A 23,651-nucleotide genomic window follows, 5' to 3' on the forward strand; every position below is an offset into this window, starting at 1 on the left:
GTCAACGGCGCTGCGCGGCCCAAGCGGCCAGCCCTCACCGGACAGGCGAGAACTTACACTGGTTTGTCCACACACCAAGGCGAAGCCATGAACTTTGAACCCCTGATCGAGTTGACCCGCAACGGCGTGCCAGAGTGCCTGCACATGGGCGCACTGGCCGTGACCGACACCGAAGGCCGTGTGCTGGCCCAAGTGGGCAACCCGCACTGGCTGTGCTTCACCCGATCAACCCTCAAGGCCATGCAGGCGCTGCCGTTGATCCAGTCGGGCGGCGTGGCCCATTTCGGCTTCACGCCACCCGAGTTGGCCATGATGTGTGCCAGCCACAACGGCGAGGCGATGCACGTCGAGCAGGTGGCTTCCATCTTGCGCAAAAGCGGCACTGGCACCCAGCAGATGCGCTGCGGCTGCCATGTGCCCTACCGCTTCACGTTTTTCGACCGCCCCATGCCCGAGGGCTTTGCCTACGATGAGCGGCACCACAACTGCAGCGGCAAGCACAGTGGCTTTTTGGCCTATTGCGTGCAACACGGTTTGTCCACCGATGACTACACCGAGGTGGACCATCCTTTGCAACAACAGGTGCGCCAAGCCGTGGCGCACCTGGCCGGATTGCGCGAAGAAGAGCTGCCGCTGGGCATCGACGGTTGCTCGGCCCCCAACTACGCCATGCCCTTGTCGCGCTTGGCCCGCAGCTATGCCCGTTTGGCCTGCCCCGAAGCCGATGGACTTTACGGCCAGAGCTTGCAGCAGCTGGGCCAAGCCATGAGCGCACACCCCGAACTGGTCTCGGGCACCGGGCGCAACGACGCCGACTTCATGCGTGCAGGCCGAGGCGATTGGGTCAGCAAAGTGGGGGCGGACGGCGTGCAGGTCGTGGCCAGTCGTGCGCGGGGGCAGGCTCTGGCGATCAAGATCATGGACGGCAACAAGGCCGCCCTGTTTGCCGCCACGGTCGAGGCCCTGGGCCAACTGGGCTGGCTGGACGACGCCCAGCGCCAGCAACTGGCCCCTTGGCGTGCTCAGCAGCTCTTGAATGTGGCGGGCTTGCCCGTGGGCGAGCGGCGCAGTGTGTTCCAACTGCAAGCGAGCGCTGGGCGCTAAAAACACCCGCCGCATCCGCAGCCGCAGCCATCGCGGCAGCGGCTTTCAGCGCTTGCCAAAAATGGCTGTGCCCACCCGCACCATCGTGCTGCCTTCGGCAATCGCGGCGGCCAGATCGGCGCTCATGCCCATCGACAGCGTGTCCAGCGCCAAGCCTTGTGCGCGCAAACGGTCCAGCAAGTCTTTGGCCTGACGGTGCACCGCCCGCATCTGGGCATCGGTTTCGGCGGGCTCGGGGATGGTCATCAAACCGCGCAACTGCAAGCGTGGCAAAGCGGCCACCGCCTGGGCCAGCGCAGGCAGGTCCTGCGGGGCCACACCCGATTTGGTCTCGCCCCCATCCACATTGACCTGAATGCACACCTGCAAGGGCGGCCTGTGGTCTGGGCGCTGCTCACTCAAGCGCTGTGCGATTTTCAGGCGATCAATACTGTGCACCCAGTCAAAGTGCTCGGCCACCAAGCGGGTTTTGTTGCTCTGGATCGGGCCGATGCAGTGCCATTGCAAGGGCAGGTCGTGCAAGGCCGTGATCTTGTCCACCGCTTCTTGGATGTAGTTTTCGCCAAAAGCGGTTTGCCCCGCGGCATGGGCGGCCCGCACGGCATCGGGCCCCCAGGTCTTGGAGACGGCCAGCAATTGCACGCTGCCCGGCGCGCGGCCTGCCGCTTGGCAGGCGGCCTGAATGTGCGCGTGGACCTGCGCCAGGTTCTCGGCGATGGTAGTGTTCATGGACCGAGCGTACCAAACCCGAGTGCGAGCCTTACGGGTGAACCTTTCTTGCGCACCCTCAGATGACACCCAGCTGTCGCCCAGCGGTCAGCCCAATGCACCCAAGGTGCACCGACTCTTGGCCAGACTGCTAAATTAGCCGCTTGTTTATCCTGAATCGAGACCTCCATGAGCCAAATCGCTGCCAAAACCTACGAACCTGCACCCAGCCGCAAAGTCGCCTTTTTGGGCTTGGGCGTCATGGGCTACCCCATGGCCGGGCACTTGGCCCGCGCGGGTCACCATGTCACCGTTTACAACCGCAGCGCGGCCAAAGCCGCCGCTTGGGTGGCCGAATGCCCCGGCAACGCCAGCGCCCCCACCCCGCGTGAAGCGGCTTCGGGTGCCGACATTGTGTTCGCCTGTGTGGGCAACGACGATGACCTGCGCAGTGTGGTGCTCGGTGCCGATGGCGCGTTTGCCGGCATGAAGCCCGGTGCCATTTTTGTGGACCACACCACAGCCTCGGCCTCCATCGCACGGGAGTTGTCTGCCGAAGCGCAAAAGCTCGGCCTGCAATTCATCGACGCCCCCGTCTCGGGTGGCCAGGCGGGCGCGCAAAACGGCATGCTCACCGTGATGTGCGGTGGCGATGCAGTGGCTTTTGACAACGTCAAACCCGCCGCCATGGCGTTTTCACGTGCTTTCACCCTGCTGGGCGAATCGGGCGCGGGCCAGCTGGCCAAGATGGTTAACCAGATCTGCATCGCCGGGCTGGTGCAGGGCTTGTCCGAAGCCGTAGCCTTTGGCCAGCAGGCGGGCCTCAACATGCACCAAGTGCTGGACGTGATCGGCAAGGGCGCTGCGCAAAGCTGGCAGCTGGACAACCGGGGCAAAACCATGGCCGACGACAAGTTCGAATTTGGCTTTGCGGTGGACTGGATGCGCAAAGACCTCGGCCTGGTGCTGGACGAAGCCAAGCGCAACGGCGCTCGCCTGCCCGTGACGGCACTGGTCGACCAGTTTTACGCCGATGTGCAAAAAATGGGCGGTGGCCGCTGGGACACCTCCAGCCTGATCCGCCGACTGCGCTGAACGCGCACAGCAGAAGGCCTTGACGACACGCCTGCACGGGCTTGACCCAAGATTTGAAAAAAAAGAGCGACACAAAGGTCGCTCTTTTTCATGAAGCAGCAAGGCTTTACTTGGACAGAGGCGGCTGGCTCAAGCGCTTGAGCTCTTCTTCAGAGATTTCATCAAACACGCGGACCACTTTGGTCACGCCGCTGATGCTGCGCACGATGTCACTGGCACGTTTTGCTTCACGAGCCGTCACACGGCCCATCAGGTACACAATGCCGCGCTCGGTCACCACCTTGATTGAATTGACCTGCAGGTCTTTTGCATCGATGAATGCGGCCTTGACCTGGCTGGTGGTCACCGTGTCTTTGGAGCGCTGGGTCAGGCTGCTGGGCATGGTCACCGCCAAATCGTTCACGACCGACTGGACATTTTCTTGGCTCTGAGCCAGCTTCTCTGCACGGTCTTTGTCGGCCTGGGTCCGGGCCTCACCGCTGAGCAACACTTTGCGGTTGAAACTGGTCACGTTCAAGTGCACACGTTCACCCAAATCCTGACGCACAGCGCTGGCGACCTTGAGCTCGATGCCCTCGTCTTCGACCTGTGCGCCCGTGGTGCGGCGATCGGTGGCCACGATGCCGGTCATGACAGCACTGCCCACGATCAAGGGGGCGCAGGCGGACAAGCTGGACAGCGCAACGGCCAAAACAGCACCCGAAAAAACCAAAGATTGCAGATTGCGTTTCATTTAAAGAGTCTCCTGTTCACCCAAAAGTTGGGTGTCAATGCCATCACACAGACAGTGCAGCACCAAGTGCTGAACTTCACGAATTCGGGCGGCTCGCTCATGCGGCACACACACATGCACATCGGTCTCGCGCAACTGGCGGGCCAAACCGCCCCCGTGATGGCCAGTCAGGGCCAATACGCTCATTTCCCGGTCGTGGGCCGCTTGCACCGCTTCGACCAATGCAGGCTCTGCACCATCCACACTGATCAGCACCAGTACGTCGCCGGTTTGGCCCAGCGCCAGCACCTGCCGGGCCAAGGCCTGGCCATCGGGCCAGCGACTGGCCGTCAAGGCGTCCGATGACAAGGCCATGGCGGCCAAACCCGGACGCTCACGTTCAAAACCACCCACCAGCAAATTCGCCAAATATTGGGCCAATGCGGCCGAAGGGCCCAAGCCACCAGCAAGCACCTTGCCGCCCCCGGTCACACAAGCCAGAACGGCCTGAACAGCGGCGTCCACAGGTTTGGCCAAAGTCTCGGCCACTTGGTAGTGCAAATCGGCACTGTCGATAAAGTGTTGTTGGATTCGTAGGTCTAGCATGCGGTGCGAATGATACCCCCCGCAACACGGCGGCCACCCGGAAAAACAGTTATTTACACGGTTATTCGAGCCTTCGTCAGGCTTCAGTTGTGTGCATCAGCTCACATCAAAAGCGGCTTGCAACCATTCGGGTCCAGTGGCCTCGATGGTCACCACATCAAAGCGTGCCGGGGGCAAGCTGCGCCAGCGCAACAGGTAGTGCTGCGCCGCAAAAATAATGCGCCTTTGCTTTGGATACCCGATGCTGGCAGCAGCCCCGCCATGGTCACTTCGGCTGCGTTGACGAACCTCGACAAACACCACCGTGCCATCCGCCGATTGCATGATCAGGTCGATTTCGCCACCCCCTCGGCCAGGCGTCCGATAATTGCGCTTCAGCAGGCGCAAACCCCGCTCTTGCAAATAGGCCAGCGCCTCGTCTTCGCCCGCATCACCACGGGCTTTGGTGGTCTGGCCCACCATGTCTTTTTTGAGGAATTGCATTGACTCCGTCTCCCTTGTCTGCCTCGTTTGCCAAAGCCCTGGAGGCCGCGCACGACGCTGCCGGATCGCAAAACAACCCGGCCAGCACACTGTATGTCGTGGCCACCCCCATTGGCAACCTCGCCGACATCAGCCTGCGTGCGCTGCATGTGCTGGCCAAGGTCGACGCCGTGGCTTGCGAAGACACCCGCCACACCCAGCAACTGCTGCGGGCCTATGGCATGGACCGCCCCGGCGCGCAGCTTCTGGCGGTGCACCAGCACAACGAAGCAGAAGCGTCACAAACCGTGATCGCCCGTCTGGCACAAGGTGAGCGCGTGGCGTATGTGAGCGATGCAGGCACCCCGGCCATCAGCGATCCGGGCGCCCGGCTGGTGGCGGCGGTGCGGCAAGCCGGTTACCGGGTGCTGCCCTTGCCAGGCGCCAGCAGCGTGACCACCGCGCTCAGCGCCTCGGGCATGACGGGCGAAGACGGCTTTGTGTTTGCGGGCTTTTTGCCCAGCAAATCCGGCGAACGCGAACGCGCCGTGCAGGCCCTCGCACAAGAAAGTCGTGCCGTGGTGCTGCTGGAAGCGCCACACCGCATCGAAGCCTTGGCGCAAGCGCTGTCGGTGCTCGGTGAGCGCCGCATCACCGTGGGGCGCGAGCTGACCAAGCAATTTGAACAAATCGAAACCGTCACGGCACAGGCCTTGCCAGGCTGGCTGGCCGAAAAGCCAGACCGCCAGCGTGGTGAGTTTGTGCTGGTGCTGCACGATGCGCCTGTTGAAGCCTCAGCGGGCGAAGGCCTGCGTGTGCTGCAAGTGCTGTTGCCCGAACTGCCCCTGAAAACCGCGGTCAAACTGGCGGCCGAGATCACGGGCGAATCAAAAAACGAGCTGTACGACAAAGCCTTGGCGCTGAAAAACGGCTGACACCGCTGACCCGACAAAGCGCCTTAGCGCCTTAGCGCCTCAACGCTTGCGCAAACCCAGCCACATGACGGTGGCCACCACCACCAAAGCACCGACCAACTGCATCAGTGCAATCGACTGCCCCAACACGCCCCAAGCCAACACCAAGGCAAACACCGGCTCCACGTTCATGATGGCCGAGTTGCCCACCACGCCCAACTTGGGCAACACCGTGAACATGATGGTGAAGGCCGTGCCATACAAGAACGTCAACGCCCCCAAACCCCACCAACCGGCCGTGGCCGTGGGCAAATGCAAGCCGCTCTGGCTGGCGGCCACCGCCGCCGCCAACACTGCCACCGTGGCCATGGTGGTGAAGGTGCGCAAACGGCCATCCACATCGGCAGCCTCGTGCTGGGTGATGACCAAGGCCAAGCCAAACGTGGCCGATGCCGCCATGGCAAAGCCCACGCCCACACCGATTTGCCCCCATTGCTGGGCGGCACCCAGCCCCGATGCAGCACCCATCACGTCGAGGGCCAAAGCCAGCCCCAACAGCATCACGGGCATGGCCAACAACACGGCACGCTCCGGGCGGTGGCGGTACAGCACCCGCGCCCAAAAAGCCGTCAGCAAAGGGTAGGTGTTAAACGCCAACAAAGCCAAGGCCACAGGCAGACGGGCAACCGACGAATAGAGGCAAACACTTTGCACGGCGATCAATGCGCCAATCAGCAGAAGGTTCTTTTTGTGCCGCCCCGTCAGCTGGAGCGAAACCTTTTGCTGCCAAAGGATCAAGGCCACCACAACGGCCGTGACACTGCTGCGAAAGGTGACGGCGGTCACCACATCCACACCATGGTTGAAAGCGGTGCGGGCCGCGACATGGTTGGCACCCATCATCAGGGCGATCAACAAGAGCGTGAGGAAACCGGTCAGGGTCAACCGGGAAAAGGACGCGGGGGCAGCGGAGGAAGTAGCTGAGGTGGGGCGAGATGACATGGGGCCAATTTACCGCCCTCTTCGGCTCAGGGATGACAAGAACGCGACTGGCACACTGAAGACTTGAATCAGCAGCCGTAAAGCCCCCTACCTTGTGCATGCAAGCGGCTGAGCCCCAGCAAAACATCGGTCAATGGCGTCTGCACATGGGTCAACTGACCCAACTCACGCACGGCCGAGACCAAGGCATCCAGTTCAACCGGCTTGCCTGCCTCCACGTCTTGCAGCATTGAAGTGCGAAATGCGCCCAATTTGCGAGTGACAGCGTGGCGGTCTTCGGGTTGCTGGTCGATGGGGATGCCGATTTTTTCCCCAATGGCTTTGGCTTCGAGCATGACCCCCGAAATGAATTGACGCACCAAGGGGTCGTCCAGAATTCGGTCGGTCGTGGCCCCGGTGATGGCACTGATGGGGTTGATCGTCATGTTGCCCCAAAGTTTGTACCAAATGTCTTTTTGGATTTGCGGCGACACACTGGCGTTGAAGCCGGCCTTTTGCAGCAGTGCATGCAAGGCCTGCACGCGGGGCGACACCTCGCCCGAAAGCTCGCCCACGATCAGGCCATCACCAAAGTGGTGACGGACCACACCCGGCGCATCCACCGAGCAACTGGCATGCACCACGCAGCCGATGATGTGCGCGGCAGGCAAGGCGCGTGCAATCGCCCCCTGCGGGTCCACGGCGTCCAGAGAGCGGTCCGCTACTGTGCCACCGAGCCCCTGCAAAAACCACCAAGGCACGCCGTTCATGGCGGTCAGCACCACGGTATTGGGCCCGATCAGGGGTCCAAGCTGCTGTGCGACAGAGGCCAGCGCGGGAGCTTTGACCGAAATCACCACCAGGTCTTGCACGCCCAATGCGGCAGCATCGTTCGAGGCGTGAACCGGCACGGTGTGCAAATTGCTCCCTTGATGCAATTGCAGGCCCTGCTGCTGCAAGGCGCCCAGTGTGTCGCCACGCGCCAGCACGCTGACCTGCACTCCTGCACGCGCCAAGTGCACGCCCAGCCAGCCACCAATGGCCCCTGCGCCGACGATGGCGACTTTGTTGAATGACACGCCGTTGATTGTTTCGCTCATGCGCGCCACCCTGTGTCTTGTTTGTCCATCTGACGCACCAGCGCCTCGAACACGTCCTGACCGGCCCCGTGGTTCGGGTTGAACTGCAGCGCGTCCCGCGTGCACTTGGCAGCAATCGTCTCAGGCACGGCAATCGGTGCGCCCATACTTTGCGTAGCGAGCTGGATTTCGCAGGCACGTTGCAGCGTCCAAAGAATGGCAAAGGTCTGCGGCAAACTCGCGCCCCAAGCCAACAGGCCATGGTTTCGCAGGATCACGGCGGGCTTGTTGCCAATGCTTTTGAGCACACGCGGCGCTTCGTCAGCATGGATGGTGATGCCCTCGAAGTCGTGGTAGGCCACCATGCCGTGCAGCTGAGCTGAGTAAAAGTTGCTTTGGGACAAGCCATCTTGCAGGCAAGCCACCGCCACACCTGCCGTGGTGTGGGTGTGCATCACGCAGTGCGCTCCGTCTATGCCGCCGTGCAGCGTGGCATGCACCACAAAGCCAGCCGGATTGACCTTATAGGGTGAGCCGTCCAACACCTCGCCCTGCAAGTTGATCTTGACCAGGTTGCTGGCCGTGACCTCGCTGTAATGCAGGCCAAAAGGGTTGATCAAGAACTGCTTATCACCGCCCGTGACGCTGTCGGGCAGACGCACGGTGATGTGGTTGTAGATCATCTCGGTCCAGCCGAGCATGGCAAACACGCGGTAGCAGGCCGCCAGCTGCAAGCGGGTCTGCCATTCGTCTGGGTGGACACGCGCTTGCAAAGACGGCACCACAGCTTGAGGGGTGGGAAACATCGTGATCTCCTGGTTTGGGGTCAGTGAATTTGGTCAATTGGGATCAATTGGGGTCAGATCCCCATTGTTTTAAAGGTGCGCATCAATAAGTCGCGCCTGGGGTGGATGCGATGGCGCGCACTTCTGATTTGAAGTGCGCGGCCAAGTCGGTGGTTTGGCGCATCAGGATTTGCGTGTCCAGGCCCACCGCCACAAACAAGACCCCCAGTTTCAGGTACTGGGCCGCCCATGCGCGGTCGGGCGTGAGGATTCCGGGGGCCTTGCCCGCTTGCAGGATGCGGGCCACCGCATCGGCAATCGCAGCCTGCACCTCGGGGTGAGCGGCATTGCCCACATGGCCCATCGAGGCCGACAAATCTGCTGGGCCAATGAACACACCGTCCACACCGGGCGTGGCGGCAATCGCGTCCAGGTTTTTCAGGGCCTCGCGTGACTCCACCTGCACCAACAGGCAGACCTCTTCATTGGCACGCTTGAAATAGTCAGGGTAATGGCCCCAGCGCGAAGCCCGTGCACCCGCCATGCCGCGCATGCCGCCACGGCCATCGTCTTGCGGGTAGCGCATGGCTTGCACCAGTTGCGCGGCCTGCTCGGCGGTATCGACCATGGGCACCAAGATGTTTTGCGCCCCCAAGTCGAGGTATTGCTTGATGAGCGCCGTCTCGCCCACGGGCACGCGGCAGACGGGGTGACTGGTGGGGTAGGCGGCCAAGGTTTGCAGTTGCGCCTGGATGCTGCGCAGGTCGTTGGGCGCGTGTTCGCCGTCGATGACCAGCCAGTCGAAGCCCGCCAAGGCACAGATTTCGGCGGTGTAAGCGCTGGCCAAGCCCATCCACAGGCCAATCTGAGGCTGCTTGTTTTGCAGGGCTTGCTTGAATGTATTCACGGGGGTGCTCATCAATCAGTTCCTCTCTTTAAAGGCCAAACGGCTCACAGGATGTTGGGGTCGGGGTGGCGGCTCGGGCGATGTGGCAAAGCGAAGCGCCTCTGAGCCCGGGCCGCCACCCTGGCCCCAGCAGCCTCCCGCTATCGCCAGACGAAGCCACTGCAGACTCTTCAAAACGCTCAAACAAAACGAAACGCCAGCTTGCCCAATGGCCCGTAGTCCGCCTCAAACACATCGCCCACTTTGGCCAGCGCCGGTTTGGTGAACGAGCCGGCCAACACGATCTCACCGGCTTGCAGATGCTCGCCCCAAGGTGCCAACTTGTTGGCCAACCAGGCAATGCCCACCGCCGGGTGGCCCTGCACGCCCGCGGCCAGGCCGGTTTCTTCGACCACGCCGTTTTGGCGCAAGATGGCACCGCACCAAGGCAAGTCGGTCGTCAAGGGATCGACCCGTTTGGCTCCCAGCACGATGCCCGCATTGGCGGCGTTGTCGCTGATGGTGTCAAACACCTTGCGCATCACCTGGGTGTGGCGGTCGAATTGCTCGATGCGCGAATCGATGATCTCGATGGCCGGGGTCACATACTCAGTCGCATCGAGCACCTCTTGCACCGTCACATCGGGGCCGCGCAGCGCTTTCTTAAGGATGAAGGCCAACTCCACCTCCACACGCGGGGCCATGAAACGGCTGAACGGAATGTCCAGCACCTGGCCCGGCGTGCAGTCGTAGCGCATGTCGTCAAGCAGCGTGCCGTAGTCGGGCTCGTCGATCTGGCTAGAGACCTGCATGGCGCGGCTGGTCAGCCCGATCTTGTGGCCAATCATCTTTCGCCCTTCGGCGAACTTGATCTGCATCCAAGCGCGGTTAATGCGGTAGCCGTCTTCGATCGTCATGCCTGGGAAGCGCTTGGAAAAGTGCTCGATCTGCACGCGCGATTTTTCAGACTCGTTCAGCGCTTGCGCAAGCTGCTGGATTTGCTCTTCGGTGAAAACAAACATGGCTCAGGCCTTCTTGATGAACAAAGGATGGAGGTTGCTGTGCTTGGCATCAAACACCTCAGGACCCACATCGATTTGCAGCGTGATGCCGATGTGGCGTTGCGCCATGGTGGGTGCAAAAAAGGCTTTGGCCACTTCGATCAAGCTTTGTCCGGCGCTGTGTTGCACCGCCTCACTGCGGCCCTTGCCCATGCGCAGGTTCAGGTACACAAACGCGTAATCGCCCGCACCGCCATGCGGGTTGTGCGCATACACACCCGCCGCCAAGCCTGCCGCGCCGCCATCGGCCACTGCGTAATGTGGCGCGGGGTAAGCCAGCACACGCGTGCCGCCTGTCGGAAAAACCGCTTGGCCGTTTTCGTCTTGAACGGTGAGCATGGCGTCGGCCATTTGCCGGCACAGCGTGGTCATGTTGACTTCGGCGTCGAGCTGGCCGGTGTAGAGAATCACAAGGTGGGGCATGGTGTGCCTTCTGACTTTGTCGTTGAAGCTTGAAACGTTGTCATCCTTGGGCTTGACCCGAGGAGCCATGCTGTTTTTTCATGGTCATAGCACCGTGCTCACAATCGGGTGCTCACTGCGGTGTAGCCCTGGGCACTGCTGGCCTGCGCCGCCGGGATGTGCTGGCCGGTTTGGGGCGTAATTTCAAACACGGCATTGAGCTGGCCGGTGCCCGATGCACCAAAGTAAGGGGTAAGGATGTCCACCGCCCCGTCGTAGCCCGTCCAGCCCAAAGCACCCAAGAGCATGGCCGTGTCGTGCATGAAGCCCTCACCGTGGCCTTTGCTGGCGTACTCGGGCAGCATCTCGCAAAAGGCTTTCCACTCGCGCTGGTCCCACATGCGCAGCACCTGCTCGTCGAGTTTTTCCAGAAAAGGGCTCCAGATTTTGTGCGCGAACTCAGGCGCCAAGCCGTTTTGTGCAAAGCGGTGGCTCAAGCTGCCGCTGGCCAAAAACGCCACCGTGCCATCGTAATGCTGCTCCACCGCCTCGCGCATGGCCCAGCCCAGACGGGCACTGTCATTGAGGTAGTGCGAGGTGCACAGGGCCGAGACCGAAACCACCTTGAAATGCTGGTCGGCGTTCATGTAGCGCAGCGGCACCAGCGTGCCGTATTCGGGCTGCAAGGTGGTGGCTTCGTGCGCCAAGGTTTCCACGCCGTGTGCGTTGGCGACCTTGGCCAACAACTGGCCCAACACCGGGTTGCCCGGCGACTCAAACGCCATGTTGCTGATGAAGTGCGGCAACTCGTTGCTGGTGTACACGCCCTTGTAATGCGGCGCACAGTTGATGTGATAACCGGCGTTGACCAGCCAGTGCGTGTCAAACACCACCAGCGTGTCCACGCCCATCGCGCGGCAGCGGCGGCTGATTTCGTGGTGGCCATCAATGGCGCTTTGCCGCGTGCCAAAGCGTGGCCCGGGGATCTCACTCAGGTACATGCTGGGCACGTGGGTGATTTTGGCGGCGAGTGCGAGCTTACCCATGGCGAAGTCTCCTGAAGTGATCGAGTGGTCCCATGATCAGATGCCCCAATGTGGAATGTGGTGGCTGCCCATCGACACGGCCACGTTTTTGGGCTCGCAAAACACCTCGTAGCTCCAGGTGCCGCCCTCGCGACCCGTGCCACTGGCCTTGGTGCCGCCGAAGGGCTGACGCAGGTCGCGCACGTTCTGGCTGTTGACAAAGCACATGCCCGCCTCCACGGCAGCGGCCACGCGGTGGGCGCGGCCCAGGTTTTCGGTCCAGACGTAACTGCTCAAGCCGTATTCAATGTCGTTGGCTTTGGCGATGGCATCGGCCTCGTCCTTGAAAGAAATCAAACAAGCCACGGGGCCAAAAATTTCTTCCTGTGCGATGCGCATGCGGTTGTCGACATCGGCAAACACGGTGGGCCAAACGAAGTTGCCGTTTTGCACATGGGCGGGCAAATCGGCGGCATAAGCGGGTTGCCCCAAGCCACCGCACAGCAGGGTTGCGCCCTCTTTCGGACCCAGTTCGATGTAGCTGCGCACCTTGGCCAAGTGGGCCTTAGAGATCATGGGGCCGACGGTGGTTTTTTCATCCAGCGGGTCGCCCACGGAGATGCGTTTGGCGCGTTCGGCAAACTGGGCCGCAAAGTCGGCATAGATGCTTTGCTGCACCAAGATGCGGCTGCCTGCGGTGCAGCGCTCGCCGTTGTTGGAAAAGATCATGAAGATGGCCGCGTCAAGGGCGCGCTCCAGGTCGGCATCCTCAAAAATCACAAACGGACTTTTGCCGCCCAACTCCATGCTGAACTTTTTGAGACCCGCGCTTTGGACAATGCGGTTGCCCGTGACCGTCGAGCCGGTGAAACTGATCGCCCGCACATCGCGGTGCGACACCAGCGGTTCGCCCGCCTCTTTGCCAAAGCCGTGCACCACATTGAGCACGCCTGCAGGCACGCCCGCCTCCAGCGCCAGCTCGCCCAATCTCGCGGCGGTCAGGGGTGACAGCTCGCTCATCTTGAGCACGGCAGTATTGCCAAAGGCCAAGCACGGCGCGACTTTCCAGGTGGCGGTCATGAAAGGCACGTTCCAGGGGCTGATGAGCGCGCACACGCCCACTGGGTGGTACAGCGTGTAGTTCAGGTGAGTGGGCGTGGGGTAGGTGTGGCCGTCCACACGGGTGCACATTTCGGCAAAGTAATGGAAGTTGTCGGCGGCACGCGGCACCAGTTGTTTGCCGGTCTGGCTGATGGTCTGGCCACAGTCGCGAGTTTCGGTGTCTGCAATCTCGGGCACATGTTGCGTGATCAAGTCACCCAACTTGCGCATGATTTTTGCGCGTTCGGTGGCGGGCGTAGCGGCCCATTTAGGGAAGGCCGCTTTGGCGGCGGCCACGGCAGCGTTGACCTCCGCCTCGCCGCCCGAGGCGACTTCGGCCAACACCTCTTGAGTGGCCGGGTTGGTGGTTTCAAAGTAGTCGCTGCCCGCGACACGTTGGCCGTTGATGAGGTGGTCGATTTGCATGGGGTGTCTCCGTCAATTTCTTAAATTCATGCCACAGCCGAGCATGCGAATGGTCACGCGTGCACGGCACCAAAGCCATGGATCCCCGCGTTCGCAGGGATGACAAATCGGGGGCTTGCTGTTGCTGCGGTTGCTGTTGCTGTTGCTGTTGCTGTTGCTGTTGCTGTTGCTGTTGCTGTTGCTGTTGCTGCGGTTGCGGTTGCGGTTGCCATTTGCAGCATGTGCATATTCATGTCTGGGCCACGATGGTGTTGCTCAGCGCCCCGATGCCTTCGATCTCGGTGACGATCACGTCACCGGGCTGGCAATCCACGATGCCATCGGGCGTGCCGGTCAAGATCAGGTCGCCGGGCTGGAGCGTCATGAAGCTGCTGAAGTATTCGATCAGGGTAGGCACATCAAAAATCATGTCGGCCGTGCTGCCGCTTTGTGTGATTTGGCCGTTGACGGTGGTCTGCAATGTCAAGGCCATGGGGTTGATGACGTCTGCCGCGTCCACCAGCCAGGGGCCAATGGGGGTGCAGGTGTCACGGTTTTTCACGCGCAGGTTGGGGCGGTACCAGTTTTCCAGGTAATCGCGGATCGCGTAGTCGTTGGCCACGGTGTAGCCGGCCACAAAGTCGTAGGCATCGGCTTTTTTCACGCGCCGCGCGGTGCGTCCCATCACCACGGCCAGTTCGCACTCGTAGTGCATGTATTTGACCCCTTTGGGGCGCACGGTCAGCGCCTTGTGGCCGATCAATGAAGCCTCGCCCTTCATAAATGCCAAGGGTTCTTCTGGGGCCTTGAAGGCCAATTCTTTGGCATGGTCGGCATAGTTCAGGCCCAGCGCAATCACGGTGCGGGCTTGCGGCACGGGTGCAAGTGGCGGCAGCCAGACCACTTCGTCAAAACCCACGCGATGGCCTTTGTGCGGGCCTTGGGTGATGAGCAGCTGACCCTCAGATTCAAGCGCTTGCTGCACAGCACCTGCCCATGCGATGCGAGCGCGTTTCATGCGGCACCTCCCACTTGCACCGACACAGGCGCGAAGCCGGGCGCAGAAATATCAACCCGATCACCGGCCCGGGCACGCGGGCGCGCGCCATCGGCCAGGCTATCGGTGCCCACCATCAGCACATCGCCCGCTTGCAGCGTCATGAATTCGCCCACATCGGCCAACAAAGTGGGCATGTCGCGCACCAGCTCGCGCAAGTCCACGGTCTGCACCGGTTCGCCGTTGCAGTGCACTGTGAGCTGCAGCGCGGCCCAGTCTTGCACACGGCCTGGCGTGATCTGCTCGGGCAGGGCCAAAAAACCATCGCGGCAGCGAAACTTGACCGGCGGGCGGTAATAGCTGGTGTGCGGCACAGACCAGTCATTGAGCAACACCGCCCCAGCCACTTGCCCCGCCTCACCGATCACCAAGCCCAGCGTTGCGCCAATGTCGACTTCGCTCACACCGTCTTGCAGCAACAAGTTTTGTCCAGCGGGGCTGAAGGTGTTGGCCGTTTTGACGTACAGCACGGGCGCTTGGGGCGCGGCCTTGTGCGGCTCTTGTGTCATGCGCGGTGACCACAGGTCCCACTCGCGGCGAAAATTGAGCAGGGTGCCATACACCGTGCCTCGGGGTTGCCAATGGCTCATGTGGCTCATGTTTTCATTCCTCTGTGCCTTGCGGCAGTTCACTGGCCGACAGCACGTCACCTTCCAGTTCAATGACTTGGTCCAGCAGGCCGTACAGGGTTTGCAAGGCCGCTTTGCCCAGTTGCATTTCCATCCAGGCGTAGTGGGCTTCAATGGTTTGCGACAAGGCCCCGACTTTGGCCAAACCCGCCGGGGTGGCCCGCACCACCGTGCGCCGCGCATCCTGCGGGCAACGGCTGCGCTCGATCAGGCCGTCACGCTCCATGCGGGTCAGTACGCCCGTCAGGCTGGGGCCCAACAAATACGCTTCTTTCGCCACGCGCCCCGTTTCCACCCCAGCCAACTCTTGCGCGTGTTCGCCCAAAACCCGCAAAACACGCCACTGCTGATCCGACAAGCCATGCGCGCGCAGACTCGGGCGGGTATGTGCCATGACGGCCTCTCGCGCCTGCAGCAACAAACGCGGCAAATTGCGGTGAACGAATGGAGTGCTTGTCATTTATTTAACATGTTAAATGATTTGATGAAGAAAAGACCCCGGGATTACCCTTAATCAACCCGGCGAATGGCACCACTGTCAAGTCTCACTGAGTTTTCAGCCTGCAATCAGCGGGATCGAGGCGACCGAGATCATCCGCGCCATGGAGCAAGCCAGCTTCAAGCCCCGCACGCCCATCATCGCGGTGACGGCCAACGCACTCAAGGGCGTCCACTCGCGTTACATTTTGGGCATGTCTCACTTCTTTCACCGCTTGGGCCTTGCCGCCCCCCTCATCCAGGCCCCCATGGCCGGCGCGCAAGATCACCGCCTGGCTGCCGCCGTCTGCCATTCAGGCGGCCTGGGCTCACTGCCGGCCGCCATGCTCAGCCCCCCGGCACTGCACGCCGAACTGCAAGCACTGCAGGCAGCCACCAGCGCCCCTTTCAACATCAATTTCTTTTGCCACGTCAGCCCCACGCCCGACACGGAGCGCCAAGCGCGGTGGCACCAAGCGCTGGCTCCGTATTACCGCGAAGCCGGCTTGGATAGCGACAACATCCCCTCCGACCCAGGGCGTCTGCCCTTCAACCACGACAGCGCCGATGTGTTGGAAGTGTTTCGCCCGGCGGTGGTCAGCTTCCATTTCGGTTTGCCTGCGCCTGACTTGCTGGCCCGGGTGAAAAGCTGGGGCAGCCAGGTGCTGTCGTCCGCCACCACGGTGCAAGAAGCGCTGTGGCTCGAAGCACAGGGTGCAGATGCGGTGATCGCGCAAGGGCTGGAAGCCGGCGGGCATCGGGGCATGTTCCTGACCGACGACCTGAGCACGCAACTGGGCACCTTCGCGCTGCTGCCACAAATTGTGCAAGCCGTGAATGTGCCGGTGATCGCAGCGGGTGGCATCGCCACCGCAGGGGGCGTGGCAGCAGCCAGGGCGCTGGGTGCCGCAGGTGTGCAGATCGGCACCGCCTATTTGTGCAGCCACGAGGCCACCACCAGCGCCTTGCACCGCGCCGCCCTTCAATCGCCTGCGGCGCAACACACGGCTCTGACCCGGCTGTTCAGCGGCCGTCCGGCACGCGGCATCGTCAACCGCCTCATGCGCGAGCTGGGGCCTTTGGGCGAACAGGCCCCGGTATTTCCACTGGCTACAGCAGGCATTGCCCCCCTGCGTGCGGCGGCCGAGGCCAGGGGTTCGAGTGATTTCACCCCCTTGTGGTCTGGGCAAAACGCGACAGGTGCGCGCAGCCTGAGCGCAGCAGAGATCACACAAGACTTTGTCAAGGCCTGGCTGAAAGTGGCCTAAAAACTTGGGGCCAGCAGTGCCACTGCGGTCGACTGTCGGCAAAGACACGGTCAAAGGCACAATCCTCCCATGGCCAAAGACAAAACAATTTTCACCTGCAACGAATGCGGCGGCACCAGCGCCCGCTGGATGGGCAAATGCCCCAGCTGCAACGCTTGGAACTCGCTGATCGAGAGCGCAAGCGAGCCGGCGGCCACAGGCAAAAATCGCTTTGGTTCGGTGCACGCCTCATTGGCCCCCACCTCCGAAGTGCTGCCCTTGTCACAAATCGAAGCCGCCGACTTTGAGCGCCACCCTACCGGCATCGACGAGTTAGACCGCGTGCTCGGCGGCGGCATGGTCGAAGGCGGCGTGGTGTTGATTGGTGGCGACCCGGGCATCGGCAAATCGACCTTGCTGTTGCAAGCGGTGGACGCCTTGCAGCGCAGCGGCATGAACACCCTGTATGTGACGGGCGAAGAAAGCGGTGCGCAAGTGGCCATGCGTTCACGCCGCTTGGGTTTGCCCGACTCGCAAGTGCCGGTGTTGCCCGAAATCCAGCTCGAAAAGATTTTGCACACCCTGCAAGCACGCCAGCCGAACATCGCCATCATCGACTCAATCCAGACGGTTTACTCGGATCAATTGACCAGTGCGCCTGGCTCTGTGGCCCAAGTGCGCGAGTGCGCGGCACACCTGACGCGCACGGCCAAAGCCACCGGCACCAGCATCGTGCTGGTTGGCCACGTCACCAAAGAAGGCGCCCTGGCTGGCCCGCGTGTGCTGGAGCACATGGTGGACACCGTGCTGTACTTTGAGGGCGACACCCACTCCAACTTCCGGCTGATCCGTGCCATCAAAAACCGCTTTGGGGCCGTCAACGAAATTGGCGTTTTTGCCATGACCGAAAAAGGGCTCAAAGGCGTGAGCAACCCGAGCGCCATCTTTTTGAGCCAGCACAGCGAGCCTGTACCCGGCAGCTGCGTGATGGTCACCTTGGAAGGCACACGCCCTCTGCTGGTCGAGATTCAGGCGCTGGTGGACAGCGGTGGCCCTTCGCCACGCCGCCTGAGCGTGGGCCTGGACCGCGACCGCTTGGCCATGTTGCTGGCGGTGCTGCACCGGCACGCAGGTGTGGCCTGCATGGACCAAGACGTGTTTGTCAACGCCGTGGGCGGCGTGCGCATCAGCGAACCCGCCGCCGACTTGGCGGTGATGCTGGCCATCACCAGCAGCTTGCGCGGAAAAGCCCTGCCCAAAGGCTTCATCGCCTTTGGCGAGGTGGGCTTGGCCGGTGAGGTGCGCCCTGCGCCGCGTGGCCAAGACCGCCTGAAAGAAGCGGCCAAACTGGGCTACACCACCGCCATCATTCCCAAAGCCAATGCGCCCAAGACCGCCATCCCGGGCATGCAGGTGCATGCCGTTGAAAGGATTGAAGAAGCGATGAGCGTGGTGCGTGAGCTGGATTAAGGCTCAGTCCTCACGGTCGCTGTCGCCATTTTTGACTTTGAACTGGATCACCCAGAAGCCGTTGTTGACCTCCACACAACCTTTGACTTCGATATGGCTGCCGTTAAAAGAAGGTTTGAAACGACCTCATGAAGCCCGGCTTGAGCGAGGACTCCAAGAGCAAGCCCACGCCACACAAGGCACAATCTGCCCCCATGAATTTCAACAAAATATTGGCTCCTGCGGCCATCCTCGTTTTCACCATCGGTGCTTGGCACGCCTTTCAGTGGGCCGGCATTGCCCTGGCTGCAGGGGGTGTGGTCATGTGGATCTTGCTGCACTTCACGCGCATGGTCACCATCCTTAAAAAAGCGTCCAACCGCCCCATCGGGCATGTCGCCAGCGCCGTGATGCTCAACGCCAAGCTCCAAAAAGGAGCGAGCTTGATGCATGTGATCGCCATGACACGGTCTTTGGGCCAACTCTTGACCGAAAAAGACGCCCAGCCAGAAATCTTTCGCTGGACAGACGCCGGCCAATCGCAGGTGACCGGCACTTTCGTGGGGGGCAAACTGACCGAGTGGACGCTGGAGCGTCCCACCACCGACACCCCAGTTGAAGCATCAGCCCCGCCGCTGTCCACCTGAGTGCCGTCCACATCCGCGTCATCTGACGGTGGCGGCGGACCTTAAAATCATTTTTTTGCACTGTTTACTGCCCCTTCTTCAAAGGACACTTTCATGAGCGTTGTCATTCCCTCCATGTCCGACCGCGACGGCAAAATCTGGATGGACGGCCAGATGGTCGATTGGCGCGATGCCAAGATCCATGTGTTGAGCCACACCCTGCACTACGGCTGTGGCGCTTTTGAAGGCGTGCGCGCCTACAAAACCGAGCAAGGCACGGCCATCTTTCGTTTGCAAGAACACACCGACCGACTGTTCAACAGCGCCAAAATTTTGCGCATGGCCATCCCCTTCACCAAAGATCAGGTCAACCAAGCCCAACGCGATGTGGTGCGCGAGAACAACTTGGAAAGCGGTTACATCCGCCCGCTCACTTGGATTGGCGACAAAAAGCTGGGCGTGAGCCCCAAGGGCAACACCATCCACCTGATGGTCGCTGCCTGGACCTGGGGCGCCTACCTGGGCGAAGAAGGCATGAAGCGCGGCATCCGCGTGAAGACCAGCAGCTACACACGCCACCACGTCAACATCACCATGACGCAGGCCAAAGCGGTGAGCAACTACACCAACTCGATCTTGGCCAATATGGAAGTGACCGACGAAGGTTACGACGAAGCCTTGTTGCTCGACACCTCGGGCTTTGTGTCGGAAGGCGCTGGCGAAAACATCTTCGTGGTCAAGGACGGCGTGATCTACACCCCCGATTTGTCGGCTGGTGCCCTGAACGGCATCACCCGCAACACGGTGTTCCACATCGCCAAAGATCTGGGCCTGGAGATCGTGCAAAAGCGCATCACACGCGACGAAATTTACATTGCCGACGAAGCCTTCTTCACCGGCACCGCCGCTGAAGTGACCCCGATCCGCGAACTGGACCGAATTGAGCTGGGCGCAGGCAGCCGTGGCCCGATCACCGAAAAAATCCAATCCGCGTTCTTTGACATCGTCAACGGCCGCAACCCGAAATACGCCCACTGGCTGACGCTGGTTTAAGGAAAGAAAAAATGAGCAATCCCGTTGAACTGCTGGCCGCCGACCTGAACCCCCAGGGCGGTGTTTTTTGCCCCAGCCCCAAAGCCGACATGAAACTCTGGAACAGCCACCCCAAGGTCTATCTGGACGTGGCCAAAACCGGCGAAGCCAAATGCCCGTATTGCGGCACCGCTTACAAATTGAAAGCCGGTGAAGTGGTGGGTCACCACCACTGACAGGCCTGCGCGGCCATCAAGGCGATGGCCAGCTAACCCCACGGCGCTCCTCAAGCGCGCTGCAACGGCGAACCCTCAGGTGTTCGCCGTTTTGCTTTGGGGCCTTTGGTCGAAACTCACCTCAAAACACGCACCACCGCCAGGGCGATCTGCACACCGTACCCGCCCGCCGTGCCGCTCGGCAATCGATTTAACGAGCGACAGACCCAAACCCACACCGCCCACGCGCTCACTGGCACCCGGCAGCCGAAAAAACGGCTCAAAAATCCGCTCACGCCAAGCCTGTGGCACCCCCGGCCCGTGGTCGCACACACGGAGATGAACCTGCCGGCCTTGCTGCGCCAAAGACAAGGCCACGTCATCGCCGCGGTTGACGTGACCATCGATGCCGGTGGCACCATAGCGCCGCGCGTTCTCTAACAAATTGCGAACCATGCGCCGCAGCAACTTGGCCACGCCCTGCACCTCCAGCACCGACAGGCCGGGCGGCACCTCCAGCAAGGCCCCCACGCGGGCGCATTCTTCGGCACACAGGCCCACCAAGTCCACTGCCTCGACCGTGCCAATGTCCGCTTCTTTGGCATCCAAACGGCTGGCCAACAAGATCTCATCAATCAGCTGATCGAGTTCGCTCATGTTGCGCAAAATTTCGGTGCGCGTGGCTTGGCGCGTGACGCTGTCGGCAACCGCCGTGTCCATCAGCTCCAGCCCCATGCGGATGCGGGCCAAAGGCGAGCGCAGCTCATGTGAGGCATTGGCCAGCAATGATTTTTGCGAGGCCATCAGCCCTTCGATGCGTTCGGCCGCCGCGTTGAAGCGCTCCGACAAATCGGCCACTTCGTCATCGCCTTGCACCGGCACACGCACCGACAAATCGCCATCGCCCCAGCGCTGTACCCCACGCTGCAAGCCTTCAAGCCTTTGAGTCAGTCGCCGCACCACCGGGTACAAACCCAGCGCCACCGCCAACCCGATCAGCCCCAGCATCCAAAAAAAACCATAGGGCGGCTTGGCCCACCAAGGCGGCTCGTTGCGCACATGGGGTGGCATGCGTGCCGAACTGTGCGGTGAGTCTTGCTGCGACATGTGTGGCGACGCCATGCGCCCACCACGCGGATGGCCCATGTCGAACGGGTCTGCACGCTCCCCGTTGCGCTGAACACGCAACTGGAGTTGTTGCCCATCGGGCAAGGTCACGTCAAATTCAAGCGGCGCGCCGGGGCCAGGCGGCCGGGTCGAGGTGGACAGCACTTCGCCTTGGGCATCAAGCACCACCCATTCACGCGGCACGGGCGGCGGGTTGTTGTGCTCGACACTGGCACGCCAGGCCCAGCCCACCACCAGCATGAGCAAGGCCACGCCCACGACCACAGCCAGCCAAATGCGCAAATACAAATGACGCGACCATTGCCGTAACCAAGTGCGCAAGGCCATGCGTCAGTCCTGCTGCCGGGCAAAGACATAGCCCACGCCGCGCACCGTCAAGATGCGCTGCGGCGCTTTGGGGTCGGCCTCGATGGCCGCACGGATGCGGCCCATGTGCACGTCGATCGAGCGGTCAAACGCCTCCAGCTCACGCCCGCGCACGGCTTCCATGATCTGGTCGCGCGTGAGCACGCGGCCCGCGCGTTCGGCCAAAGCCACCAACACATCGTATTGGTAAGACGTCAGGTCGCAGGCCTGCCCGGCCACCGACACCCGCCGCGCATCGCGGTCGATTTCGAGCGAGCCAAACTGCATGACCTGGCTGCTGACTTCGGGGGGGGGCACTTTTGCGCCGCAAGATGGCCTTGATGCGGGCCAGCAACTCACGCGGCTCAAAGGGCTTGGGCAGGTAATCGTCGGCCCCCATTTCAAGCCCAATGATGCGGTCCATCGGGTCGCCTTTGGCGGTGAGCATGAGCACCGGCACTTGGCCCAAGGCCCCTGGCAAAGCGCGGATGCGTTGGCACACTTGAAGGCCGTCCATGTCGGGCAGCATTAAATCCAAAATGACCAAATCGACGCCCGCCGTTTGCAAACGGGCCAAACCGCTTTGGGCATCGGGCGCGTGGCCCACACCAAAACCGTTTTGCCCCAGATAGTCAGACACCATGCCCGCCAAGCGGACATCGTCTTCGATCATCAAAAGTTCTTGCATGGCCTGATCATCGTCCGGGCTGTGGGGTTTGTCGTGTCGCTTGGGTAAAGATGGGTAAATTCATGCCTTGGCGCTGGCATGCACCCGCGACGCCAAGGCCACCAGCAGCAGCACCGGCACCCCCAGCCAAGCGGTGGCGGTGAAGAAACTGGCGTAGCCATAGGCATCGACAAAGTCCCCCGAAAAACCCGCCAAAAACTTGGGCAGCAGCAGCATCATCGAGCTGAGCAGCGCGTATTGCGTGGCCGAATATTGGATGTTGGTCAGCGAAGACAAGTAGGCAATGAAGGCCGCCGAAGCGATGCCACTGGCCAAGTTGTCGGCCGAGATCACCCAGACCAAGGCGCTCACATCGTGCCCCACGCCGCTGAGCCAGACAAACAGCAAATTGCTGGCGGCGCTGAGCACCGCGCCCAGCATGAGGATGCGCATGACCCCCCAACGCGCCGACAAGACCCCGCCCACAAACGCGCCCACCAGCGTCATGACCACACCATACACCTTGGTCACGCTGGCCACCTCGGCTTTGGTGAAACCCATGTCCACATAAAACGGGTTGGCCATGATGCCCATCACCACATCGCTGATGCGGTACACCGCGATCAAGCCCAGCACCAGCAGTGCCTGCCAGCGGTAACGTCGCCAAAAGTCGGCAAAGGGTTCGATCAATGCGCCCTTCACCCACTCGGCCACATTGCGGGCGGGCGGCATCGGTGCAGGCACTGGCTCGGGCGAGGCCAGCACCATCCACATGCCGGGCAACATGCTGGCCGCCATCACCAAATACGCCACTTGCCAGGCCGCTTGGGCATAGCCCGTGGTTTGCTCGCCTTGCGCCCATGCCGCAATCCACAACACACCCGCACCGGCCCAGATCATGGCCAGGCGATACCCGGTTTGGTAACTGGCCGCCAAGGCCGCCTGTTCATGGACCGGGGCTGACTCGATGCGGTAGGCATCGAGCGCAATGTCTTGCGTGGCCGAGGCCACCGCCACCGCCACCGCACAGGCCACCAAAGGCCCCAACAGCTGCGACGGGTCATTGAGCGCCATGCCCACCAAACCACCCACAATGACGGTTTGCGACAACAGCAACCAACTGCGGCGACGCCCTAACTGGCGCGTGAGCCACGGAATGGGCATGCGGTCCACCAAAGGTGCCCACATCCACTTGACGCCATACGCCAAACCCACCCAGCTCAAATAACCGATGGTGCTGCGGTCAATGCCCGCCTCGCGCAACCGAAAGCTCAAGGTGCCCAACACCAGCAACAGCGGCAAGCCCGCCGCAAAGCCCAGGGCCAACATGCGCAAGCTGGCGGGCTGCAGATACAAACGCAAAGCTTCGCGCCAGGTGCGCAGGGTGCTTGGCGCGGAGGTCTCAAGAGGGGGGGTGATTTCAGACATGCGCCGATTATCGGATGCACCAGTC

At 61.7% G+C, this 23,651-nt stretch carries 25 protein-coding genes and 1 pseudogene; 8 read left to right on the forward strand and 18 right to left on the reverse strand.

Going from position 1 to position 23,651, the window contains the following annotated elements; all coding sequences use genetic code 11:
- Positions 1-87: 87 nt before the first annotated feature.
- The gene (locus BN3544_RS13240; protein ID WP_019429220.1) at positions 88-1,104 is read left to right on the forward strand and encodes an asparaginase; all 1,017 of its coding nucleotides are present in this window, start codon (positions 88-90) and stop codon (positions 1,102-1,104) included.
- A 45-nt stretch (positions 1,105-1,149) separates the two neighbouring features.
- Here the strand turns inward: BN3544_RS13240 and BN3544_RS13245 are convergent, their stop codons facing one another.
- A complete protein-coding gene (locus BN3544_RS13245) occupies positions 1,150-1,833 on the reverse strand; it encodes a YggS family pyridoxal phosphate-dependent enzyme (protein WP_019429219.1) in 684 nt (227 codons plus the stop codon).
- Positions 1,834-2,001: 168 nt separating this feature from the next.
- Between BN3544_RS13245 and BN3544_RS13250 the strand changes: the two genes are divergently transcribed.
- Entirely contained in the window at positions 2,002-2,907 is a 906-nt protein-coding gene (locus tag BN3544_RS13250; RefSeq protein ID WP_019429218.1) for an NAD(P)-dependent oxidoreductase, read from the forward strand.
- A gap of 106 nt (positions 2,908-3,013) precedes the next feature.
- Here BN3544_RS13250 and BN3544_RS13255 read toward each other — a convergent pair whose 3' ends face one another.
- From BN3544_RS13255 to BN3544_RS13265, 3 genes are all read right to left on the reverse strand, one after another.
- On the reverse strand, positions 3,014-3,640 hold the full coding sequence (locus BN3544_RS13255; protein ID WP_019429217.1) for a BON domain-containing protein: 627 nt from the start codon (positions 3,638-3,640) through the stop codon (positions 3,014-3,016).
- Positions 3,641-4,225: an SIS domain-containing protein gene (locus tag BN3544_RS13260; RefSeq protein WP_026036510.1), complete on the reverse strand. Its 585-nt coding sequence runs from the start codon at positions 4,223-4,225 to the stop codon at positions 3,641-3,643.
- 96 nt (positions 4,226-4,321) lie between these two features.
- Complete coding sequence (locus tag BN3544_RS13265) at positions 4,322-4,708, reverse strand: YraN family protein (RefSeq protein ID WP_019429215.1); 387 nt, start codon at positions 4,706-4,708, stop codon at positions 4,322-4,324.
- A gap of 14 nt (positions 4,709-4,722) precedes the next feature.
- On the opposite strand from BN3544_RS13265, the gene rsmI reads away from it, so the two are divergent.
- Complete coding sequence (gene rsmI, locus BN3544_RS13270) at positions 4,723-5,622, forward strand: 16S rRNA (cytidine(1402)-2'-O)-methyltransferase (protein WP_019429214.1); 900 nt, start codon at positions 4,723-4,725, stop codon at positions 5,620-5,622.
- Between the two features lie 39 nt (positions 5,623-5,661).
- Here rsmI and BN3544_RS13275 read toward each other — a convergent pair whose 3' ends face one another.
- The 11 genes from BN3544_RS13275 to hpaR form a co-directional block, all read right to left on the reverse strand.
- The gene (locus BN3544_RS13275) at positions 5,662-6,603 is read right to left on the reverse strand and encodes a DMT family transporter (protein WP_050999078.1); all 942 of its coding nucleotides are present in this window, start codon (positions 6,601-6,603) and stop codon (positions 5,662-5,664) included.
- A 68-nt stretch (positions 6,604-6,671) separates the two neighbouring features.
- Complete coding sequence (locus BN3544_RS13280) at positions 6,672-7,682, reverse strand: 2-dehydropantoate 2-reductase (protein ID WP_019429212.1); 1,011 nt, start codon at positions 7,680-7,682, stop codon at positions 6,672-6,674.
- Entirely contained in the window at positions 7,679-8,467 is a 789-nt protein-coding gene (locus BN3544_RS13285; protein ID WP_019429211.1) for a class II aldolase/adducin family protein, read from the reverse strand. Before BN3544_RS13285 ends, BN3544_RS13280 begins: the two co-directional genes overlap by 4 nt.
- Positions 8,468-8,549: 82 nt before the next feature.
- On the reverse strand, positions 8,550-9,365 hold the full coding sequence (locus BN3544_RS13290; protein ID WP_019429210.1) for an aldolase/citrate lyase family protein: 816 nt from the start codon (positions 9,363-9,365) through the stop codon (positions 8,550-8,552).
- 167 nt (positions 9,366-9,532) lie between these two features.
- On the reverse strand, positions 9,533-10,354 hold the full coding sequence (hpaH, locus tag BN3544_RS13295) for a 2-oxo-hept-4-ene-1,7-dioate hydratase (RefSeq protein WP_019429209.1): 822 nt from the start codon (positions 10,352-10,354) through the stop codon (positions 9,533-9,535).
- A gap of 3 nt (positions 10,355-10,357) precedes the next feature.
- The gene (locus BN3544_RS13300; protein WP_019429208.1) at positions 10,358-10,816 is read right to left on the reverse strand and encodes a hypothetical protein; all 459 of its coding nucleotides are present in this window, start codon (positions 10,814-10,816) and stop codon (positions 10,358-10,360) included.
- A gap of 98 nt (positions 10,817-10,914) precedes the next feature.
- Positions 10,915-11,841 (reverse strand): 3,4-dihydroxyphenylacetate 2,3-dioxygenase, encoded by a 927-nt coding sequence (gene hpaD / locus BN3544_RS13305; RefSeq protein WP_019429207.1) that lies wholly within the window; start codon positions 11,839-11,841, stop codon positions 10,915-10,917.
- Positions 11,842-11,877: 36 nt separating this feature from the next.
- Entirely contained in the window at positions 11,878-13,347 is a 1,470-nt protein-coding gene (gene hpaE / locus BN3544_RS13310; protein ID WP_019429206.1) for a 5-carboxymethyl-2-hydroxymuconate semialdehyde dehydrogenase, read from the reverse strand.
- A gap of 229 nt (positions 13,348-13,576) precedes the next feature.
- Positions 13,577-14,344: a fumarylacetoacetate hydrolase family protein gene (locus tag BN3544_RS13315; RefSeq protein ID WP_019429205.1), complete on the reverse strand. Its 768-nt coding sequence runs from the start codon at positions 14,342-14,344 to the stop codon at positions 13,577-13,579.
- Positions 14,341-14,982: a fumarylacetoacetate hydrolase family protein gene (locus BN3544_RS13320; RefSeq protein ID WP_019429204.1), complete on the reverse strand. Its 642-nt coding sequence runs from the start codon at positions 14,980-14,982 to the stop codon at positions 14,341-14,343. Before BN3544_RS13320 ends, BN3544_RS13315 begins: the two co-directional genes overlap by 4 nt.
- Before the next feature lie 4 nt (positions 14,983-14,986).
- Positions 14,987-15,472, reverse strand: a complete 486-nt coding sequence (hpaR, locus tag BN3544_RS13325; RefSeq protein WP_019429203.1) for a homoprotocatechuate degradation operon regulator HpaR — start codon at positions 15,470-15,472, stop codon at positions 14,987-14,989.
- A gap of 232 nt (positions 15,473-15,704) precedes the next feature.
- Here hpaR and BN3544_RS13330 point away from each other — a divergent pair, with 232 nt between their 5' ends.
- The 5 genes from BN3544_RS13330 to BN3544_RS13350 all read left to right on the forward strand — a co-directional run bounded on the left by BN3544_RS13330 (position 15,705) and on the right by BN3544_RS13350 (position 20,079).
- Positions 15,705-16,757 carry an NAD(P)H-dependent flavin oxidoreductase gene (locus BN3544_RS13330; protein ID WP_026036507.1) on the forward strand — a complete coding sequence of 351 codons (1,053 nt, stop codon included), beginning with the start codon at positions 15,705-15,707 and terminating at the stop codon, positions 16,755-16,757.
- Between the two features lie 69 nt (positions 16,758-16,826).
- The gene (gene radA, locus BN3544_RS13335; RefSeq protein WP_019429201.1) at positions 16,827-18,206 is read left to right on the forward strand and encodes a DNA repair protein RadA; all 1,380 of its coding nucleotides are present in this window, start codon (positions 16,827-16,829) and stop codon (positions 18,204-18,206) included.
- 194 nt (positions 18,207-18,400) lie between these two features.
- On the forward strand, positions 18,401-18,832 hold the full coding sequence (locus BN3544_RS13340) for a hypothetical protein (protein WP_036074812.1): 432 nt from the start codon (positions 18,401-18,403) through the stop codon (positions 18,830-18,832).
- Positions 18,833-18,925: 93 nt separating this feature from the next.
- A complete protein-coding gene (locus tag BN3544_RS13345) occupies positions 18,926-19,864 on the forward strand; it encodes a branched-chain amino acid transaminase (protein ID WP_026036506.1) in 939 nt (312 codons plus the stop codon).
- An 11-nt stretch (positions 19,865-19,875) separates the two neighbouring features.
- The gene (locus BN3544_RS13350; protein ID WP_019429198.1) at positions 19,876-20,079 is read left to right on the forward strand and encodes a zinc-finger domain-containing protein; all 204 of its coding nucleotides are present in this window, start codon (positions 19,876-19,878) and stop codon (positions 20,077-20,079) included.
- 75 nt (positions 20,080-20,154) lie between these two features.
- On the opposite strand, the gene BN3544_RS13355 is transcribed toward BN3544_RS13350, so the two are convergent.
- The 3 genes and pseudogenes from BN3544_RS13355 to BN3544_RS13365 all read right to left on the reverse strand — a co-directional run bounded on the left by BN3544_RS13355 (position 20,155) and on the right by BN3544_RS13365 (position 23,626).
- Positions 20,155-21,513, reverse strand: a complete 1,359-nt coding sequence (locus BN3544_RS13355) for a sensor histidine kinase (RefSeq protein ID WP_019429197.1) — start codon at positions 21,511-21,513, stop codon at positions 20,155-20,157.
- Between the two features lie 3 nt (positions 21,514-21,516).
- Positions 21,517-22,219 (reverse strand): annotated as a pseudogene (locus BN3544_RS13360) (response regulator).
- A gap of 60 nt (positions 22,220-22,279) precedes the next feature.
- Complete coding sequence (locus BN3544_RS13365; protein ID WP_036074808.1) at positions 22,280-23,626, reverse strand: AmpG family muropeptide MFS transporter; 1,347 nt, start codon at positions 23,624-23,626, stop codon at positions 22,280-22,282.
- Positions 23,627-23,651: the final 25 nt, after the last annotated feature.

Source organism: Limnohabitans sp. Rim47 (assembly GCF_001517545.1).
Taxonomy (GTDB): domain Bacteria; phylum Pseudomonadota; class Gammaproteobacteria; order Burkholderiales; family Burkholderiaceae_C; genus Limnohabitans_A.

Bases quoted from the DNA above. Each gene is read 5' to 3' on its own strand.
- BN3544_RS13300 (WP_019429208.1), bottom strand. From the start codon at position 10,816: ATGCCCCACCTTGTGATTCTCTACACCGGCCAGCTCGACGCCGAAGTC.
- BN3544_RS13245 (WP_019429219.1), bottom strand. From the start codon at position 1,833: ATGAACACTACCATCGCCGAGAACCTGGCGCAGGTCCACGCGCACATT.
- hpaH (WP_019429209.1), bottom strand. From the start codon at position 10,354: ATGTTTGTTTTCACCGAAGAGCAAATCCAGCAGCTTGCGCAAGCGCTG.
- BN3544_RS13365 (WP_036074808.1), bottom strand. From the start codon at position 23,626: ATGTCTGAAATCACCCCCCCTCTTGAGACCTCCGCGCCAAGCACCCTG.
- BN3544_RS13250 (WP_019429218.1), top strand. From the start codon at position 2,002: ATGAGCCAAATCGCTGCCAAAACCTACGAACCTGCACCCAGCCGCAAA.
- BN3544_RS13340 (WP_036074812.1), top strand. From the start codon at position 18,401: ATGAATTTCAACAAAATATTGGCTCCTGCGGCCATCCTCGTTTTCACC.
- BN3544_RS13330 (WP_026036507.1), top strand. From the start codon at position 15,705: ATGTCTCACTTCTTTCACCGCTTGGGCCTTGCCGCCCCCCTCATCCAG.
- BN3544_RS13345 (WP_026036506.1), top strand. From the start codon at position 18,926: ATGAGCGTTGTCATTCCCTCCATGTCCGACCGCGACGGCAAAATCTGG.
- hpaE (WP_019429206.1), bottom strand. From the start codon at position 13,347: ATGCAAATCGACCACCTCATCAACGGCCAACGTGTCGCGGGCAGCGAC.
- BN3544_RS13280 (WP_019429212.1), bottom strand. From the start codon at position 7,682: ATGAGCGAAACAATCAACGGCGTGTCATTCAACAAAGTCGCCATCGTC.
- BN3544_RS13320 (WP_019429204.1), bottom strand. From the start codon at position 14,982: ATGAGCCACATGAGCCATTGGCAACCCCGAGGCACGGTGTATGGCACC.
- BN3544_RS13260 (WP_026036510.1), bottom strand. From the start codon at position 4,225: ATGCTAGACCTACGAATCCAACAACACTTTATCGACAGTGCCGATTTG.
- BN3544_RS13350 (WP_019429198.1), top strand. From the start codon at position 19,876: ATGAGCAATCCCGTTGAACTGCTGGCCGCCGACCTGAACCCCCAGGGC.
- BN3544_RS13315 (WP_019429205.1), bottom strand. From the start codon at position 14,344: ATGAAACGCGCTCGCATCGCATGGGCAGGTGCTGTGCAGCAAGCGCTT.
- BN3544_RS13275 (WP_050999078.1), bottom strand. From the start codon at position 6,603: ATGTCATCTCGCCCCACCTCAGCTACTTCCTCCGCTGCCCCCGCGTCC.
- BN3544_RS13290 (WP_019429210.1), bottom strand. From the start codon at position 9,365: ATGAGCACCCCCGTGAATACATTCAAGCAAGCCCTGCAAAACAAGCAG.
- BN3544_RS13255 (WP_019429217.1), bottom strand. From the start codon at position 3,640: ATGAAACGCAATCTGCAATCTTTGGTTTTTTCGGGTGCTGTTTTGGCC.
- BN3544_RS13265 (WP_019429215.1), bottom strand. From the start codon at position 4,708: ATGCAATTCCTCAAAAAAGACATGGTGGGCCAGACCACCAAAGCCCGT.
- BN3544_RS13240 (WP_019429220.1), top strand. From the start codon at position 88: ATGAACTTTGAACCCCTGATCGAGTTGACCCGCAACGGCGTGCCAGAG.
- hpaD (WP_019429207.1), bottom strand. From the start codon at position 11,841: ATGGGTAAGCTCGCACTCGCCGCCAAAATCACCCACGTGCCCAGCATG.
- hpaR (WP_019429203.1), bottom strand. From the start codon at position 15,472: ATGACAAGCACTCCATTCGTTCACCGCAATTTGCCGCGTTTGTTGCTG.
- BN3544_RS13285 (WP_019429211.1), bottom strand. From the start codon at position 8,467: ATGTTTCCCACCCCTCAAGCTGTGGTGCCGTCTTTGCAAGCGCGTGTC.
- BN3544_RS13355 (WP_019429197.1), bottom strand. From the start codon at position 21,513: ATGGCCTTGCGCACTTGGTTACGGCAATGGTCGCGTCATTTGTATTTG.
- radA (WP_019429201.1), top strand. From the start codon at position 16,827: ATGGCCAAAGACAAAACAATTTTCACCTGCAACGAATGCGGCGGCACC.